This is a genomic window from Bradyrhizobium sp. Ses1 (genome assembly GCF_059512365.1).
In genome coordinates this window covers 309,152-323,689 of the sequence record NZ_JCAMOQ010000002.1, presented here as the reverse complement: position 1 = coordinate 323,689, position 14,538 = coordinate 309,152, and the positions used below count along the sequence as shown (strand labels likewise).

Below are 14,538 nucleotides of genomic sequence, written 5' to 3'. Positions count from 1 at the left end.
CGATGGCGAGCGCAAAGCTCGCCGGGCAGACGGAGGACAACATGAGAGCCCAAGTATTGAGAGCGTACGACGAGAAGCTTTCCAACGACCAGTGGGTCAGCGAAGAAAAAGCGCCTGATCCCAAGTTGACTAAATCGACTGATGTCATCGTCCGCATCGGTGGTGCTGGCGTATGCAGGACCGACCTTCATATCATCGAAGGTGTATGGAAGCCGCATATGGATCCGACCGGCGACAAACTGCTACCCATCATCATGGGACACGAAAATGCAGGTTGGATCGAAGAGGTTGGCAAGGAAGTCGAGGGAGTAAAGAAGGGTGACCCGGTCATCGTTCACCCGAAGATCACCGGTGGCACCTGTCTCGCCTGTCGCCGAGGCTTCGATATGCATGGTCCCGGCACGTTTCCGGGGCTTGATTGCAACGGCGGCTATGCAGAATTCCTTTGCACCTCCGAACGCAATATTGTGCCGCTGCCACGAACTCTTGCGCCAAAGGATGTGGCGCCTTATGCGGATGCGGGCCTCACGGCCTATCGCGCGGTCAAGAAGGCCTCTCGTCACCTTTTGCCGGGCGAATCCTGCGTCGTAATCGGTGCAGGTGGGTTGGGCCACATCGGAATCCAGTGTCTCAAGGCGATGTGTGCGGCCGATATCATCGTTGTCGACAAGTCCGAAGCGTCGCTGAAGCTGGCCGAAAAATCGGGCGCCGACCATCTGGTGAAAGCTGACGGCAACGAAGTGGCAGCCGTTCTGGCATTGACTGCCGGAAACGGCGCGGAAGCCGTGATCGATTTTGTTGGCGAGAAAGGCACGACGTCCAAGGGGCTGGCGATGACCCGCCCGATGGGCAGCTACTACGTTGTTGGCTACGGTGAAGACATCCGCGTTCCGACCGTGGATATGGTGATCACCGAGAAAAACATTATCGGCAACCTGGTCGGTACATGGGCCGAGCTAACGGAGTTGATGGCGCTTGCGGATCGGGGTTTGGTCGAACTCGCAACCGCCGAATATCGCCTCGCGGACGCCAACAAGGCACTGCACGATCTCAACGCCGGCAAGATCCATGGACGCGCAGTTTTGATTCCTTGACAAAGAGTTCTAATCCATCGCGGGCATCCGTTTGCTCGCGATGGATTTGGCGTCCGCCCGTCATATGCCATGGCGGACTTGGTCCAAGCGAGTGACCGCTATTGCGGCGCAAACATTGCGATGCAAACTGACGCCTCTGCGTTGCAGCGATTCTCATTTTGCAATTCCTGTCGCAATTTGCGTCTCGATCAGTCGTCAAGCCGAGAGCCGTGCGGGCGCGACCGTCACTCATCTCATGCTCACGTCATCAGAAATCATCTGGCGAGGCGCTCGGACGAGCTGGCACGCCCATTGCAAAGCTCCTGAGCACAACAACGCTGACTGGTCCATCGTCTGGGGCGAGCCGCGAAAAGAACGAGGGAAGGGGATGTCGAGCTGAGGGCGTATCTTCTGCGGGACAACGCAATTGCGATCGAGGCCGCTGGTTCCATGATCGCTGCTGATCGTCCGCAGAGCGCTCCACAGTCATCCTGAGACCCTTGCCGATATCAAACGTCCGGTCGTGAGAACGGCCGCGAGGTGGCCCGTAACGCACGGGTAAGCACTGCCCGGCCCGTCGAGGCGCAGGGCAGGCGGAATATCGATGTGGTTTCTGACTCGATCAGGAGGATAGACTAGATGTCTGGAACGCTAACGCTCAACAAGATCACCGCCCAGCGCGGCATTTCCGTCGGTGACGCTGCAAAGAAGATTGCAGATCTCGGCTGGAATCCTTCCTACGTCCAGGAAGCGATGACCTTCCCCACGGACTACAAGATCACGAAGGCGCCGAAGGACCCGATGAAACAGGTCCTTCGCTCCTATTTCCCGATGCAGGAGGAAAAGGACAACCGCGTCTATGGCGCGCTTGATGCGGCCCTGCGCGGCGACATGTTCCGCAACGTCGAGCCGCGATGGGTCGAGTGGATGAAGCTGTTCCTGGCGATCATCCCGTTCCCCGAGATATCGGCGGCGCGCTCGATGGCGATGGTCGGCCGTCTCGCTCCGGGTGAGGATCTCCGCACCGGCTTCACGATGCAGATGGTCGACGAGTTTCGTCACTCGACGATCCAGATGAACCTCAAGAAGTGGTACATGGAGAACTACATCGATCCGGCCGGGTTCGATATCACGGAAGAGGCGTTCGGCAAGTGCTACGCCACCACGATCGGCCGTCAGTTTGGTGAGGGCTTCATCACCGGTGACGCAATCACTTCGGCGAACATCTATCTGACCGTCGTGGCTGAGACTGCCTTCACGAACACGCTGTTCGTGGCGATGCCGTCCGAAGCCGCTCGCAACGGCGACTACGCGCTTCCGACCGTGTTCCTTTCCGTGCAGTCGGACGAAAGCCGGCACATCGGCAACGGCCATTCGATGCTGATGTCCATGCTCAAGGAGCCCGACAACCATCTGCTGATCGAGCGGGACCTGCGCTATGCCTTCTGGCAGAACCACGCGATCGTCGATGCCGCGATCGGAACCTTCATCGAGTATGGAACCACGAACCGCGACAAGACCAAGGAGTCCTATGCGGAGATGTGGCATCGCTGGATATTCGAGGACTATTATCGCACCTATATGCTGCCGCTCGAGAAATACGGCATCAAGATCCATCATGACGACGTCCAGACAGCCTGGAAGCGCCTGACCGAGAAGCACTACGTGCACAGGGTCGCGCAATTCTTCGCGGTTGGCTGGTCGGTGAACTTCTGGCGGATCGAAGCTCAGACCGACAAGGACTTCGAGTGGTTCGAGCATAAATATCCGGGCTGGTACGCCCAGTTCGGCGAATTCTGGAAATGGTACGAGAAGCTGTCGCATCCCGGCCAGACCAACATCCTCTTCAATAGCGATGTCGGCTACGTCTATCCGCATCGTTGCTGGTCGTGCCTGGTGCCTTGCCTGATCCGTGAGGACATCGTTACGGACGAGATTGACGGCAAGCTCTATACCTTCGCGCATGAGCTGGATCGCTGGACTGCCGTGCAGGCATTCGCCGGCGAATACGAGGGACGACCGACGCCCGCGATGGGCCGGTTCAGCGGACGGCGGGAATGGGAAAGCTGCTACGATGGCTGGGACCTCGCCGATGCGATCAAGGACCTCGGCTTCGTCCGCACTGACGGCAAGACGCTGGTGCCGCAGCCACACCTGCGCTTCGACGAGAAGGAGATGTGGACGCTTGACGATGTCCGCGGCCACACCTTGAAGAGCCCGCTGCTGACGCTGCGAGAAATGAGCCCGGCCGACCGGGAGGCGCATCTCGCCGAGTATCGCAAGGGATTCACCATCAATCCCTGCAACTGACCCAAACGAAAGGAGCCGGCTCCGGTCGGCTCCTTCTCTCAATCCCTGAAAGTTCTGCAAGCCTTGGTTTGAGGAGGCCCCATGGGCGCGCCCGCTAATGTCGTTCGCCTGCATCCGGTAGGCATAGAATTCGAGGTCGAGGAGAACGAGACCGTCCTTGATGCCGCCTTCCGCCAAGGCATCGCGTTGCCGCATGGTTGCAAGGAGGGACAATGTTCAGCGTGCAAATGCGTCCTTACCGAGGGCGATGTGGAGCTGAAGAAATACTCGACGTTCGCGCTCAACGAGATGGAGCGTGGTCAGGATTACATTTTGTTGTGCCGCACGTTGGCCTACTCGGATCTTGAAGTAGAGCTCCTCAACTATGACGAAGAGGTGCTGTCGAAATCGATACCGGTCAGGGACTTCACGGGCACAGTGACGAGCGTCTCCGCGCTGACCCACGACATCAGGCACCTTGAGATCTCGCTGGAGCAACCTCTGAAGTTCTGGGCGGGTCAATATGTCGACATCACGCTCGCGGGGGCAGAGACGATTACGCGCTCGTTTTCCATGGCAAATTCGCCGCTCGAAGGCCAAAAACTCGCATTCATCATCAAGAAGTACCCGAACGGACGTTTCTCCTCCCGGCTCGACGGGGACCTTGCCCTCGGAACCAGGGTCGGGATCAGGGGACCTTACGGCACCTGCTTCCGGCGAGAAAACCGAAACGGAGCCATGATCCTGGTCGGGGGCGGATCGGGAATGTCGCCGCTCTGGTCAATCCTCCACGATCACATCAGCTCCGGGGAAGCGCGTCCAGTGCGCTTCTTCTACGGAGCCCGGACGCAGAACGACCTTTTCTATCTCGATCGCTTTGCAGAACTCTCGGCAAAGCATCCGGATTTTACGTTCGTGCCCGTCCTCTCTCACGCAGCCGACGACACAGCCTGGCGCGGGGAAAAGGGCTTCGTGCATGAAGCGGTCGGGGCACACCTGCGCAGCTCGGGATACGGGGAAGACGTCGACGTCTATGCCTGCGGACCATCGCCGATGATCGAGGCGCTGACGCCGGTGCTGCAGATGAACGATGTCGAAGCGGACCGCATCTTCTTCGACAAGTTCACGCCGGCCGCCAACTGAGACTTTCCGAGTGCCGGTCCATCAAGTGCAAAGCCACCAATGGGAGGAGGAGACTATGACTGCAGTTCCAAGCGTTTCAGTGGGATCCGGTGCAGCAGGCGCTGCGGTGTTTCCGGATTCGGACAGCCGCAGGTACAGGTATTTCGAGCCGCGCAGCAAGCGGGCGACGCACTACGAGGACGTGACCGTTGATGTGCAGCCGGATCCGGAACGCTATTTGCTGCAGGACTGGATCATCTCCTTCCCCAACGGGAAGGGCGCCTACACCAAGGACAACACTGCGGCGCTGAGCTCGAACTGGCATGCATTCCGTGCGCCCGACCAGGAGTGGGAGCGCACCCACTACCAGCGTCAGTCCAAGATCGAAGGGATGGTTCAATCGGTGATCGCCAACGGCCGCAAGTCCGGCGCGCCGAAGGCTTTCAACAAAGCGTGGGTCAAGATTCTGCAAAATCACCTCGGCGCGTGGAAACATGTCGAGTTCGGCCTCGGCACGTCGCTGATGCAGGCTCAGCGCTACGGCTATACGCAGATGATCAACAATGCGACATTGACCAACTCGTCCTACAAGCTTCGCCTTGCGCAGGACATCACGCTCTATCTCGCCGAGATCGGAATGGACATTCCGGGCTTCGACGACGCGGCGGGCAAGCGCACCTGGTTGGAAGACAAGGGCTGGCAAGGCGCAAGGGAAGCGGTCGAATCGATCATGGGTTCGTCCGACTATCTCGAGCAATACTTCGCCATCAACATCGTGTTCGAGCCGCTCGTCGGTGAGCTGTTTCGTAGCGGCTTCCTGATGCAGGTGGCCTCGTCGAACGGCGACTTCATCACGCCGTCCGTCATTTCGGCGGCCGAGGCCGACTATGAGCGCAATCTCGCGAACACGATCGACCTTCTGCATCTTCTGGTGACCGACAATCAGCATGCCGCCCACAACAAGAACCTGTTCCAGGGCTGGGTGGACAAGCACGTGGCGCTCGCCAACAAGGCGGCCGCCGGCCTGCAGCCGATCTGGTCGCAGCCGCATTCGAAGCCGGTGCAGTACGCCGACGCCCGCGCACAGTCGGTCGAACGCATCAAGAAGATCCTCGGCGAGCTCGGTCTCGTCCTTCCCAAGGAGTAAATTGCAATGTCCGTTGCTTCCAGAACTGCGACCAACCAGAACATCTTCCAGAAGATGGGAGACATCGTCTTCGACCAGACGATTTCTCATCAGTGCGGCGTCACGATGAATGACAGCGTGGAAGCGCGTGCCATCGCCGAGTTCATGGCGAAGAAGCCGAACGTGACCGTGACCTACCAGCCAGCCCTGATCCGCATCGACGGTGAGGGCAAGCTGGTCTTCAAGATGGATGAGATCAGCGAAATTCTCGGCAAAGACATGACGGCCGAGATCTTCGAAGTGAACACCTCGACCCATTATGGCCGAATGGTGCGTATCGACGACAATACGGTGACGCTGTTCGGCAACATGGAAGAGGTCTTCGAATACATCGAGTGACCTCTTGGGAGTGACCTCTTGCAACTCCCGAGCCTGGGTGGGGTCGTATCCTGGTGACTGCGGCCCCACCAATTTCTCGCACGGTCGGCGGTCCCGACGTTGATGGAAAAGCGCTTAGCAAAACCTTGGAGATTATCATGTTCATAACCCCCACCGGCGAGGAAGTCTTCGTCATCGATGGGCACACCCATTTCTGGGACGGCAGTCCGGCGAACCAGCGGAACATTCACGGCAAGCAGTTCATTGACTGCTTCTACGCCTATCATACCTCACTCAGCCCGCCGGATAAGCTCTGGCCCAAGGACCAGTTCGAGAAGTACAGCGCCGAGCAGATGTACCACGATCTGTTCGTCGACGGCCCGGACGATATGGCGATCGTGCAGTCGACGTACCTTACCGAATTCTACAAGAACGGGTTCAATACGATCGACCGCAACGCCGAAATGGCGAAGCGGTACAAGGATCGCTTCATTGTCAACGGCGCCTTTGATCCACGGGATGGAGAGCGGGCGCTCGAATACATTCATTATATGAAGGAGACGTTCGGCATAAAGGGCGTGAAGCTCTATACGGCGGAGTGGAAGGGCGAGTCACGGGGCTGGAAGTTGACCGATCCAAACGCCTATCGTTGCCTCGAGCTCTGCGAAAAGCTCGGCATCAAGAACATCCACGTCCACAAGGGGCCGACCATCATTCCATTGGACAAGGATGCATTCGATGTTCACGACGTCGATCATGCAGCCACCGACTTCCAGGGTCTTAATTTCATCATCGAGCATTGCGGCTTGCCGCGACTGGACGATTTCTGCTGGATCGCTGTGCAGGAGACCAACGTCTATGGCGGCCTCGCGGTGGCGCTGCCGTTCATCCATGGCCGTCCACGCTATTTCGCCGAAGTGATCAGCGAACTGCTGTTCTGGGTCGGCGAAGACAAGCTTCTTTTCGGCAGCGATTACGCCATCTGGACGCCCCGCTGGCTCGTCGAAAAATTCTGGAACTTCGAGCTGCCCGACGATCTGAAGCAGGAGCACGGCGTCGATCTGACGCTGCAGGCAAAGAAGAAGATCCTCGGTCTCAACGCCGCGCGCCTCTACGGGGTGGATGTCGAGGCGCAGAGGGGCAAGCTCGCGGGAAGCGCGCACGCAACCGCGGCGGAGTGACAACGATGGACGCTGTCCTTCTGCATCATGACCGAAGGACCCGCGAGGTATGGGAACGCCTCGCGCTGGTCACCGATCCCGAGCTCGACGAGTCGGTCACCGAGCTTGGATTTGTTGAGCTTGTCAATGTCGATGATGACGGCGGGGTCGATATCGTCTTCCGCTTGCCGACCTACTGGTGCTCAGCGAACTTCGCTTTCCTCATGGCCGACGACATGCAGCGGGCGGTGTCTTCGCTGTCATGGGTTAGCGAGACGCGACTGCAGCTTCGGGATCACATGGTCGCCGAAGAGATCAATCGTGGCGTCAGCGAGGGCAAATCGTTCGGCGACGCACTCCGGGACTTTGCTTCCGGAGGTTCGCTTGATGAGGTACGTGAGAAGTTCCGCCGCAAGGCGTTCGAGCGACGCCAGGAGGTCATGATTCTGGCGTTGCGAGAGGCTGGTCATGACGACCAGGCGATTTGTCAGATGAATCTAGGCACCTATGACGAAATCGCGTTCGGTTCGGAGCAAGCCGCGCGCCAGAAGCCGCGCTATCGCGAACTTTTGGTTGAACAACGCCTTGCCAGGCGGCCTGGTGATCAGGTCTTCGTCAGTTACGAGGGACATCCGATCAAGCGCCGCGAGCTTGCTTCTTATCTGCAGCGGTTGCGGGGGGTGCGGATCAACATGGAGTTTAACAGCTCGTTGTGCAGGGGCCTTCTTGCGGCGCGCTATCGCGAGCCCGACGGCGATGCGGGGCAGACTGCCGTCGACGTGGCGCCGTGCGGAGGCTGCGGCAGTGGCTGTGCCGTGCGGGCGGCCGGGCCAGTCGAGAAGCATTCCACCGCGGTTGCATGAGGTGACGCGCCTCGTGCTTGCGGGTGCCAACAACCGGAGCGGTCAGCAAGTCCGCCCGACCAGACAAAATAGATAGCCACGTGGGAGTGAAACATAATGGCGAAAGTTCTGCTGCATGACATAGAAGCCCGTCGCGCTCTCGCACGCGGAGTCCAGAAGCTTGCCGCCGCGGTCGAATCGACCCTCGGTCCCAAGGGCATGAACGCAATGGTCGACAGGCCAATCGGCACGCCCATGGTGTCACGCGATGGCGTCACCATTGCCTCGGAAATCGAGTTGCCTGACCGTTTCGAGAACATGGGCGCGCAGGTGGTGCGTGAGGTCTCGATGCAGACCAACGAGGTTGCCGGCGATGGTACAACGACGGCGATGGTGATCGCAAACGGCCTGATCCAAGGAGGCGTTGCAGCCCTGGAGCGCGGTGCCAAGGCGGTCGATCTCTGCAAGGGGATTGACCGGGCCGTCGAGGTCGTTGTCGAGACTCTCAAGAGTGGGGCAATTGCTGTATCTGATCGCAAGACACTGCAGGCGGTGGCGACGATCGCCTCGACCGACCCCCATCTTGGCGGTCTAATCGCGGAGGCGGTGGAGCGTGTCGGCAAGGATGGCATCATTAGTTCCGATTACGGGCTGACGACCAGCACGACGCTCGAAGTGGTCGAAGGCATGTCGTTCGACCGTGGTTACATCTCCCATCACATGGTGACAGATGTCGAAAAGATGGAGGTGGTGCTGGATCAGCCCTACATTCTCCTGACTGACTTGAAGATCAAAGCTCCGGGCGAACTGTCGGCAGTGCGCGCGGCGGTCGCCTCGACCGGGCGACCGCTTGTCATCGTCGCTGAAGAGATCGCGCCTGACGTCGTCGTCACGCTGCTTGGCGATGGTAACCGCGGCAAGGTTCTGGTGGTAAATCCACCCGACTACGGCCACTGGCGCAAGGCGATGATGGACGATCTCGCTATCATAACGGGGGGACGGGTCATCGCTCGCGAGCTTGGCGGCAAGCTGGAAGACGCCAGCCTTGCCGATCTGGGAACCGCGCGACAAGTTCGGGCAAGTGGACGCGAAACGGTGATCATTCGCGGCGGTGGCGACGAAGCGGCGATCGCGGCGCGGCGCCAGCAGGTGGCGAAGCAGTACGATCTGGCACCACCCAATATCGAGCAGGACAAGCTCAAGGAGCGCCTGGCGAAGCTCTCAGGAGGAACGGCGGTGATCCTTGCGGGTGGCGTGACGCCCGTCGAGCAAAAACGGACGATCCAGTTGATCGACGATGCGCTCAGTGCGGCGCGTGCCGCAGCCGAGGAGGGCATCGTGCCGGGTGGCGGCACCGCATTGGCGCAGTGCGCGCCGGTGGTCGTGCGCACGCTCGGCAACGTCAATGGCGACCTCGGCGAGGGCATCAAGTTGGTGCGCGAAACACTATCCCGTCCCGCCGCATTCATTGCCCGGAATGCGGGCTATGATGCGGAGAAAGTCGTGGCCGACCTGCTGAGCGCACCGGCGGGCGTGGGGTTCGATGCCGCCAACGGTGTCTTCATCGACATGGTTTCAGCCGGCATCGTCGATCCGGTGCGGGTGACGTATACCGCGCTTCGAAACGCGGCTTCCGTTGCCACGCTGGTGCTGACCACCAACACGCTTGTGGCCGACGTGCCGCAGTACATCGACCCGACCCAGGGACCGGCGCTGGGGGGCGGGGCAGAGAAGCTAGGGCGCGCTTGAGGCACTGTACGCGGTCAGTGTTCCGCATCGTCGTCTGACGATCCATACCTTTTGTGGTCGAATGATTGGACGGTGACAATGAGCGAGAACGGGCTACAATCTTAAAAAGCTCCGGCGTGAGCCGAAGGAGGCAGTGCACAAGCCTCTACGGTCATCCGACCGACCGGGCGGGAGGAAAACATGGTCCACATCATTTCCAAGCGCGATGGTCCGCGCCGGGAAGAGGTCGCGGCGAAGGACTTCATTCGGAAGAACCGCACGAAGATCGACGCGATCGCCAATCATCTGACGGCTGGGCGCTGGCAGGAATTGCGCAATTCCGCACCCCCGCCGCAGCCCCAGCCATCAGGCAAGCTCTGGTTGACGCCGCCAGGCCGTCCCAGAGAGTTGGAACCATACGTGCGGATCAGCCTTAACGGCCGTGTCGTCATCGCTGATCTCGCGTCGGGGCGGCAACTCCATTTTGTCGGCGAGCTGCGCGGAACGGGCCAATCGCGATACTTCGCTCTCGCGACGCGCGAGAACGGAATCTTCGATCCGCTGGATGAAGAGCTCTGCAAGGTCCTCGCCGACCTTGAAGGAGTGAGCGTGCCCGATGAGGTGTGCGAGGAACGCCTGGAACAGATCATCGCCGGCCGTCTCGGGTTGGATGCGATCGCCAAAAACGTCGAATGATCTCCGTAAACTCGGCCTGTGGGGATGACGATTCCGATCAGGTCCGGTTCAGGTCGTTTCTGCCGATCGGGTTGCTGTTTGCCAACGTACGTATGGTGCTCCAATGCTGACGGAAACGCTCATGGCCAAGCCGCCGTTTTCCCTGGAAGGCTACAAAGTTCCGGGCGCCACGGATACGGAGCAGGGGCGGCCATACGATGAGCGAGAAACCAACAGGGCATGGGAAAACTTTTTGACGTTCGGGGACCTCAGGCGGGAGAACGCGCCAGTGCGAGGCGTCATCGAGGAATCATGGCAGCGCAGTGTCCAGTCCGGGGTCAATGCTCATTGCAAGGGCAGCAATCTCGTCGCCTCGCCGGACGATCTCTACGAGCTGCGTCTGAAGAATGATGACTTGCTTGGTTCGAGTGCGGAGACCTTCCGCCGCGTCGCGGAGGTGCTCGGTGACGCCGCCACGATGGTCGTCATCACAGACAGGAACGGCGTCGTGCTGGACGTGGGGGGCGATCAGCGGACGATTGATGCAGGCCATGATATTCGCCTGGAAGTCGGTGCAGCGTGGGGCGAGACGGTTACCGGCACCAACGGCATTGGCACAGCGCTCATCACGGGAAAACCGGTTCATGTCCATGCGGCCGAGCACTTTTCGGAGGGCATCAAGGCATGGACCTGTGTCGGCAGCCCGATTCGTAGTCCGATCGACGGCAGCATCATCGGCATTGTCGATTTTTCCGGACCCCAGGCGATCTTTCACCGGCATAATGTCGCGCTCGCGGTGGTCGCGGCCAATCATATCGAGCTCGCTCTCTCGGAGAAGATTCGCATCGAGAGAATGCAGCTACTCGAGGCCAGCATTTCTCGAATGCCCGGGATGAACAGCGCGGACGGCGTCGTCATTCTTGATCGGTTCGGCAGGGTCGTTCATCACAACGACATGGCCTCGGTTCGCTGGCGGCGGATTGCGCAATCGCAGGACTTGAGCATCGGAACGCAGCTTCTCCCGAGCACCGACGGCTTCTTGGCCAGAGAGCTTGCGAATGGGCTGCCTGAGGAACTGCGGGAGCAGCGGATCGAGCCATTAGTGGTCGACGGCGTGGTGAAGGGCGCGATGCTGGTGCTCGCATCGAGGCCGCGCGTGAATCTTGCCGTATCCCAGATGTCGCCGACAGCCCACGCCGCACTCATGTCGGCCAAGGACGCAATTGTCGGATGCAGTGAAGCATTGCTGCAAACGGTCGAGAAGGTTGAGCGGGCGGCGCTCGGCCGGACAGCAATCCTGCTTGAGGGCGAGACGGGAGTCGGTAAGGAGCTATTTGCCCGCCTGGTTCACGCGGCCAGCCAGAAGACGGGCAAGGAGCCCTTCGTTGCCCTCAATTGCGGTGCGGTATCGAAAGAGCTTCTCGGCGGCGAATTGTTCGGCCATGCGCCAGGCGCCTTCACCGGCGCCACGCGCGAGGGCAGGCCTGGACGGTTTGAATTTGCCAATGGCGGCGTGCTCAGCCTCGACGAGATCGGCGAGATGCCACTGGATCTGCAGCCCTATCTGCTCCGTGTGCTGGAAGAGCGCGCGGTCTACCGGCTCGGTGACAGCAAGCCGCGCCCGGTGGACGTCCGGCTCGTGGCGTCGACCAATCGGAACTTGAAGCAGGAGGTGGCGGAGGGACGTTTCCGAAAGGATCTGTATTTCCGGATCGGTGTCGTCAAGTTCATCATCCCGCCGCTCCGCGAGCGCTTGGGCGATGTCGAGATCCTGATCGATCACTTCAACAGACAGTTCGCCGCGACCTATAGCACCGAACCGCTGCGTTTCGAGGCCGCCACGATGGAATTGCTGCGGCGCTACAGCTGGCCGGGCAACGTTCGCGAGCTGCGCAATCTGATCGAGAACCTTGTGCTGATGACGCTCACCGGCATCGTCACCCCCAGGGACTTGCCGGAGGATTTCCGGGAAGCTGCGGCTCAGCCACTTCAGGCGCGCTCGCCGGCGGAGGATGGCCCTAGATCGGGAGGCGACGAGATCGCGCGCTTCGACGAAATGGAGCGTCGGGCCATCGAGAGGGCTGTCGCAAACGCGGGCGGCAATATTGCTGCCGCCGCCGAAAAGCTGGGGCTTTCGCGTGCTACGCTGTATCGCAAATTGCATCAATATCGCTCGCGGAGCTGAGGACAGGGCAGGCATGGCAACTGTCTGGGATGAACAGAAGAGCGGAGGAGAGCCGGTCGCGGCGGCGACGCTGGCGTCGCAGATTCTTGCGCGCGCCGACAGCGACGTCACTTTCATGATGCACCTGATCGGCGAAAGCCAGAATCTCCTGGTGCGGCATTTCATCGTGTTCATCGAGACCGAACTCGCAAAGCGCGGCATCAGCTACGGCGTACACCCACTATTGCGTCCCTTCATCGAAACGCATGCACGCGAGCTGACCGATTTCGTCTTGCAGGGTATCGGCTTGCGACATCAGTTCGGCCTGCAGACGCTCGAGACGATGGCCGGAGATCCGGCGCGGTTGCTGAGAGTCGATCTGTGGGACTCGCTGCGATCTCACATCAATGATGCGCAGAAACACTTCGTATCTGATGTCGGTGCCTGCAGCGAATCCTGGTTCAAGTCGAGACGGATTCATGAGTGATGATTCTCCGACGCTTGCCGAAATGCTGAAGCAGCGGTTGCTGGTCGTTCAGGAGATATCGTCCGCTCAATCGCGCAGCCTTCTGAACCGTCAGCTTGGCGGCGGGGCGGAGTTCGAGATTCAGCGGATCGAGCAGGAGATTGCGGCAACAGGCGCCTCGCATGCGCTCGCCAAGGAGCTAGAGGACGCGCGCGGACGCCTGCAAAACGCAAATGCCAAAATGGCGGCATGCGACGCGCATTGCGCCGCGCTGGAGCAACGTCTCGAAGAACTGGACAGGTGGATTGCCGCCGCGGGTCAGCCCCTCCGAATGTGAGGCGATCGATGGATACGATGGAAGCAGAGACCGTAACGCTCTATGAATTGCTTGGCCGGCACTGGACTTTAGGCGCGCCCGTTACCAGTGTGGCGTTCGACCTGGCGGGACAGGTAGTTGCGTTCGCCCTCGCCGATGGGGCGCTGGCGATAGCTCCCCTGACTGATATCGAGCCGCCGCAGGATCGCTGTCGTATCGCGCTCGACGAAGGCCGAACAACGATTTCACCGCGACGAAAACCGGTGCCGCCGTTGACGAAAGTCGCAATCAGCGATGCTCCGTTTCATCTCGCCCCGATCGGAGCTTCCGGCTTTATCGCAAGTGATCGCAGCCGATTGGTCGGCGTGTCGGCATCCGGCATCACGCAGTTAGCCGCAAACCATGGTTCCCCTATCGATCTCGTCACCCCAGTGCAGGCTGGGGGTATTCTGGCTGCTTCTGGCGGGTCAGTCATATCCTATGATTCCAATGGCGACGTCGGCTGGCTGCAAGAGCGTGCGGGAGGAACTGCATCGGCAATCGCCGTATCATCGGATAGTCGGCGCTTTGCGATGGGGGTCGACGGCTGTCTGCTTGTTCGTGCCTTCGGGCCACGACCCGAGCCGGCGGCTTCATTCGATTTTGGCTCCATCTCAACCTTGTCATGGAGTCCCGACGGAAGCTGGCTGGCCATATCGGTCGCAAAAACGGGCATCGTGTTGGTGCGCCTTTCCGATGCGCGGATCGTCCGGATTCCCGGCTATCCTGCCAGCGTTGCGTCTCTTTCGTGGAGTGCAGACTCCCGCGTCCTTGTGACGAGCGGGGGCTATCGGGTGATTGCGTGGGACGTTTCCAGCCTCAGCGATGCCAGCGAACAGCCGACCAACCTCGCGACCGGCCGCGCCAGATTCGTCCTCGTCGAGGCGGTGGATATGCACCCGGAGCGTCACCTGGTGGCAGCGGGCTACGGCGACGGCATGGTCGTTGTCGCCAGGATCGGAGACCCCGACGAACTGGTCGTCAAACCGCCCGGTCGAGGCCCTGTCCGCGCCTTGCAATGGTCCCGCGATGGTCAGCATCTTGCATTCGGAACAGGCGACGGGGAGGCGGCGATCGTGACGTTTCCGCCGCACATTTTCAAATAGCCGGACCCGATTCAAACAGCTTGATCCGGCTCCAGGCGGAAAACCTTGCCGCTA

13 protein-coding genes are annotated in these 14,538 nt (G+C 60.2%); all 13 read left to right on the top strand.

From position 1 onward, the window contains the following. Positions 1 to 41 precede the first annotated feature (41 nt). The 13 genes from AC5ZG5_RS04425 to AC5ZG5_RS04365 all read left to right on the top strand — a co-directional run bounded on the left by AC5ZG5_RS04425 (position 42) and on the right by AC5ZG5_RS04365 (position 14,484). Positions 42 to 1,094 carry an NAD(P)-dependent alcohol dehydrogenase gene (locus tag AC5ZG5_RS04425; protein WP_456641320.1) on the top strand — a complete coding sequence of 351 codons (1,053 nt, stop codon included), beginning with the start codon at positions 42 to 44 and terminating at the stop codon, positions 1,092 to 1,094. A gap of 618 nt (positions 1,095 to 1,712) precedes the next feature. Next, entirely contained in the window at positions 1,713 to 3,383 is a 1,671-nt protein-coding gene (locus AC5ZG5_RS04420) for an aromatic/alkene/methane monooxygenase hydroxylase/oxygenase subunit alpha (RefSeq protein WP_456641163.1), read from the top strand. Between the two features lie 81 nt (positions 3,384 to 3,464). After that, the gene (locus AC5ZG5_RS04415; RefSeq protein WP_456641162.1) at positions 3,465 to 4,505 is read left to right on the top strand and encodes a 2Fe-2S iron-sulfur cluster-binding protein; all 1,041 of its coding nucleotides are present in this window, start codon (positions 3,465 to 3,467) and stop codon (positions 4,503 to 4,505) included. Positions 4,506 to 4,560: 55 nt separating this feature from the next. Then, positions 4,561 to 5,631, top strand: coding sequence for an aromatic/alkene monooxygenase hydroxylase subunit beta (locus AC5ZG5_RS04410; RefSeq protein ID WP_028162007.1), 1,071 nt, complete (start codon positions 4,561 to 4,563; stop codon positions 5,629 to 5,631). Between the two features lie 6 nt (positions 5,632 to 5,637). Next, positions 5,638 to 6,009, top strand: a complete 372-nt coding sequence (locus AC5ZG5_RS04405; RefSeq protein ID WP_130224117.1) for an MmoB/DmpM family protein — start codon at positions 5,638 to 5,640, stop codon at positions 6,007 to 6,009. Between the two features lie 137 nt (positions 6,010 to 6,146). Next, the gene (locus AC5ZG5_RS04400) at positions 6,147 to 7,169 is read left to right on the top strand and encodes an amidohydrolase family protein (protein WP_456641161.1); all 1,023 of its coding nucleotides are present in this window, start codon (positions 6,147 to 6,149) and stop codon (positions 7,167 to 7,169) included. A 5-nt stretch (positions 7,170 to 7,174) separates the two neighbouring features. Beyond that, complete coding sequence (locus AC5ZG5_RS04395) at positions 7,175 to 8,011, top strand: metal-sulfur cluster assembly factor (protein ID WP_456641160.1); 837 nt, start codon at positions 7,175 to 7,177, stop codon at positions 8,009 to 8,011. Between the two features lie 96 nt (positions 8,012 to 8,107). Next, the gene (locus tag AC5ZG5_RS04390) at positions 8,108 to 9,739 is read left to right on the top strand and encodes a molecular chaperone GroEL (RefSeq protein WP_456641159.1); all 1,632 of its coding nucleotides are present in this window, start codon (positions 8,108 to 8,110) and stop codon (positions 9,737 to 9,739) included. Positions 9,740 to 9,919: 180 nt separating this feature from the next. Then, positions 9,920 to 10,414, top strand: coding sequence for a hypothetical protein (locus AC5ZG5_RS04385; protein WP_456641158.1), 495 nt, complete (start codon positions 9,920 to 9,922; stop codon positions 10,412 to 10,414). Positions 10,415 to 10,535: 121 nt separating this feature from the next. Further along, on the top strand, positions 10,536 to 12,578 hold the full coding sequence (locus AC5ZG5_RS04380; protein ID WP_456641157.1) for a sigma-54-dependent Fis family transcriptional regulator: 2,043 nt from the start codon (positions 10,536 to 10,538) through the stop codon (positions 12,576 to 12,578). A gap of 13 nt (positions 12,579 to 12,591) precedes the next feature. Next, entirely contained in the window at positions 12,592 to 13,044 is a 453-nt protein-coding gene (locus tag AC5ZG5_RS04375) for a hypothetical protein (protein WP_456641156.1), read from the top strand. Positions 13,045 to 13,066: 22 nt separating this feature from the next. Next, entirely contained in the window at positions 13,067 to 13,360 is a 294-nt protein-coding gene (locus tag AC5ZG5_RS04370; protein WP_155255018.1) for a hypothetical protein, read from the top strand. An 8-nt stretch (positions 13,361 to 13,368) separates the two neighbouring features. Beyond that, positions 13,369 to 14,484, top strand: coding sequence for a WD40 repeat domain-containing protein (locus AC5ZG5_RS04365; RefSeq protein WP_456641155.1), 1,116 nt, complete (start codon positions 13,369 to 13,371; stop codon positions 14,482 to 14,484). The last annotated feature ends 54 nt before the right edge of the window (positions 14,485 to 14,538 follow it).

What these genes read in the sequence shown, in the direction of transcription:
- AC5ZG5_RS04405 (WP_130224117.1), top strand. Translation starts at nt 5,638, where the DNA reads ATGTCCGTTGCTTCCAGAACTGCGACCAACCAGAACATCTTCCAGAAG.
- AC5ZG5_RS04375 (WP_456641156.1), top strand. Translation starts at nt 12,592, where the DNA reads ATGGCAACTGTCTGGGATGAACAGAAGAGCGGAGGAGAGCCGGTCGCG.
- AC5ZG5_RS04395 (WP_456641160.1), top strand. Translation starts at nt 7,175, where the DNA reads ATGGACGCTGTCCTTCTGCATCATGACCGAAGGACCCGCGAGGTATGG.
- AC5ZG5_RS04390 (WP_456641159.1), top strand. Translation starts at nt 8,108, where the DNA reads ATGGCGAAAGTTCTGCTGCATGACATAGAAGCCCGTCGCGCTCTCGCA.
- AC5ZG5_RS04380 (WP_456641157.1), top strand. Translation starts at nt 10,536, where the DNA reads ATGGCCAAGCCGCCGTTTTCCCTGGAAGGCTACAAAGTTCCGGGCGCC.
- AC5ZG5_RS04400 (WP_456641161.1), top strand. Translation starts at nt 6,147, where the DNA reads ATGTTCATAACCCCCACCGGCGAGGAAGTCTTCGTCATCGATGGGCAC.
- AC5ZG5_RS04365 (WP_456641155.1), top strand. Translation starts at nt 13,369, where the DNA reads ATGGATACGATGGAAGCAGAGACCGTAACGCTCTATGAATTGCTTGGC.
- AC5ZG5_RS04410 (WP_028162007.1), top strand. Translation starts at nt 4,561, where the DNA reads ATGACTGCAGTTCCAAGCGTTTCAGTGGGATCCGGTGCAGCAGGCGCT.
- AC5ZG5_RS04425 (WP_456641320.1), top strand. Translation starts at nt 42, where the DNA reads ATGAGAGCCCAAGTATTGAGAGCGTACGACGAGAAGCTTTCCAACGAC.
- AC5ZG5_RS04385 (WP_456641158.1), top strand. Translation starts at nt 9,920, where the DNA reads ATGGTCCACATCATTTCCAAGCGCGATGGTCCGCGCCGGGAAGAGGTC.
- AC5ZG5_RS04415 (WP_456641162.1), top strand. Translation starts at nt 3,465, where the DNA reads ATGGGCGCGCCCGCTAATGTCGTTCGCCTGCATCCGGTAGGCATAGAA.
- AC5ZG5_RS04370 (WP_155255018.1), top strand. Translation starts at nt 13,067, where the DNA reads ATGCTGAAGCAGCGGTTGCTGGTCGTTCAGGAGATATCGTCCGCTCAA.
- AC5ZG5_RS04420 (WP_456641163.1), top strand. Translation starts at nt 1,713, where the DNA reads ATGTCTGGAACGCTAACGCTCAACAAGATCACCGCCCAGCGCGGCATT.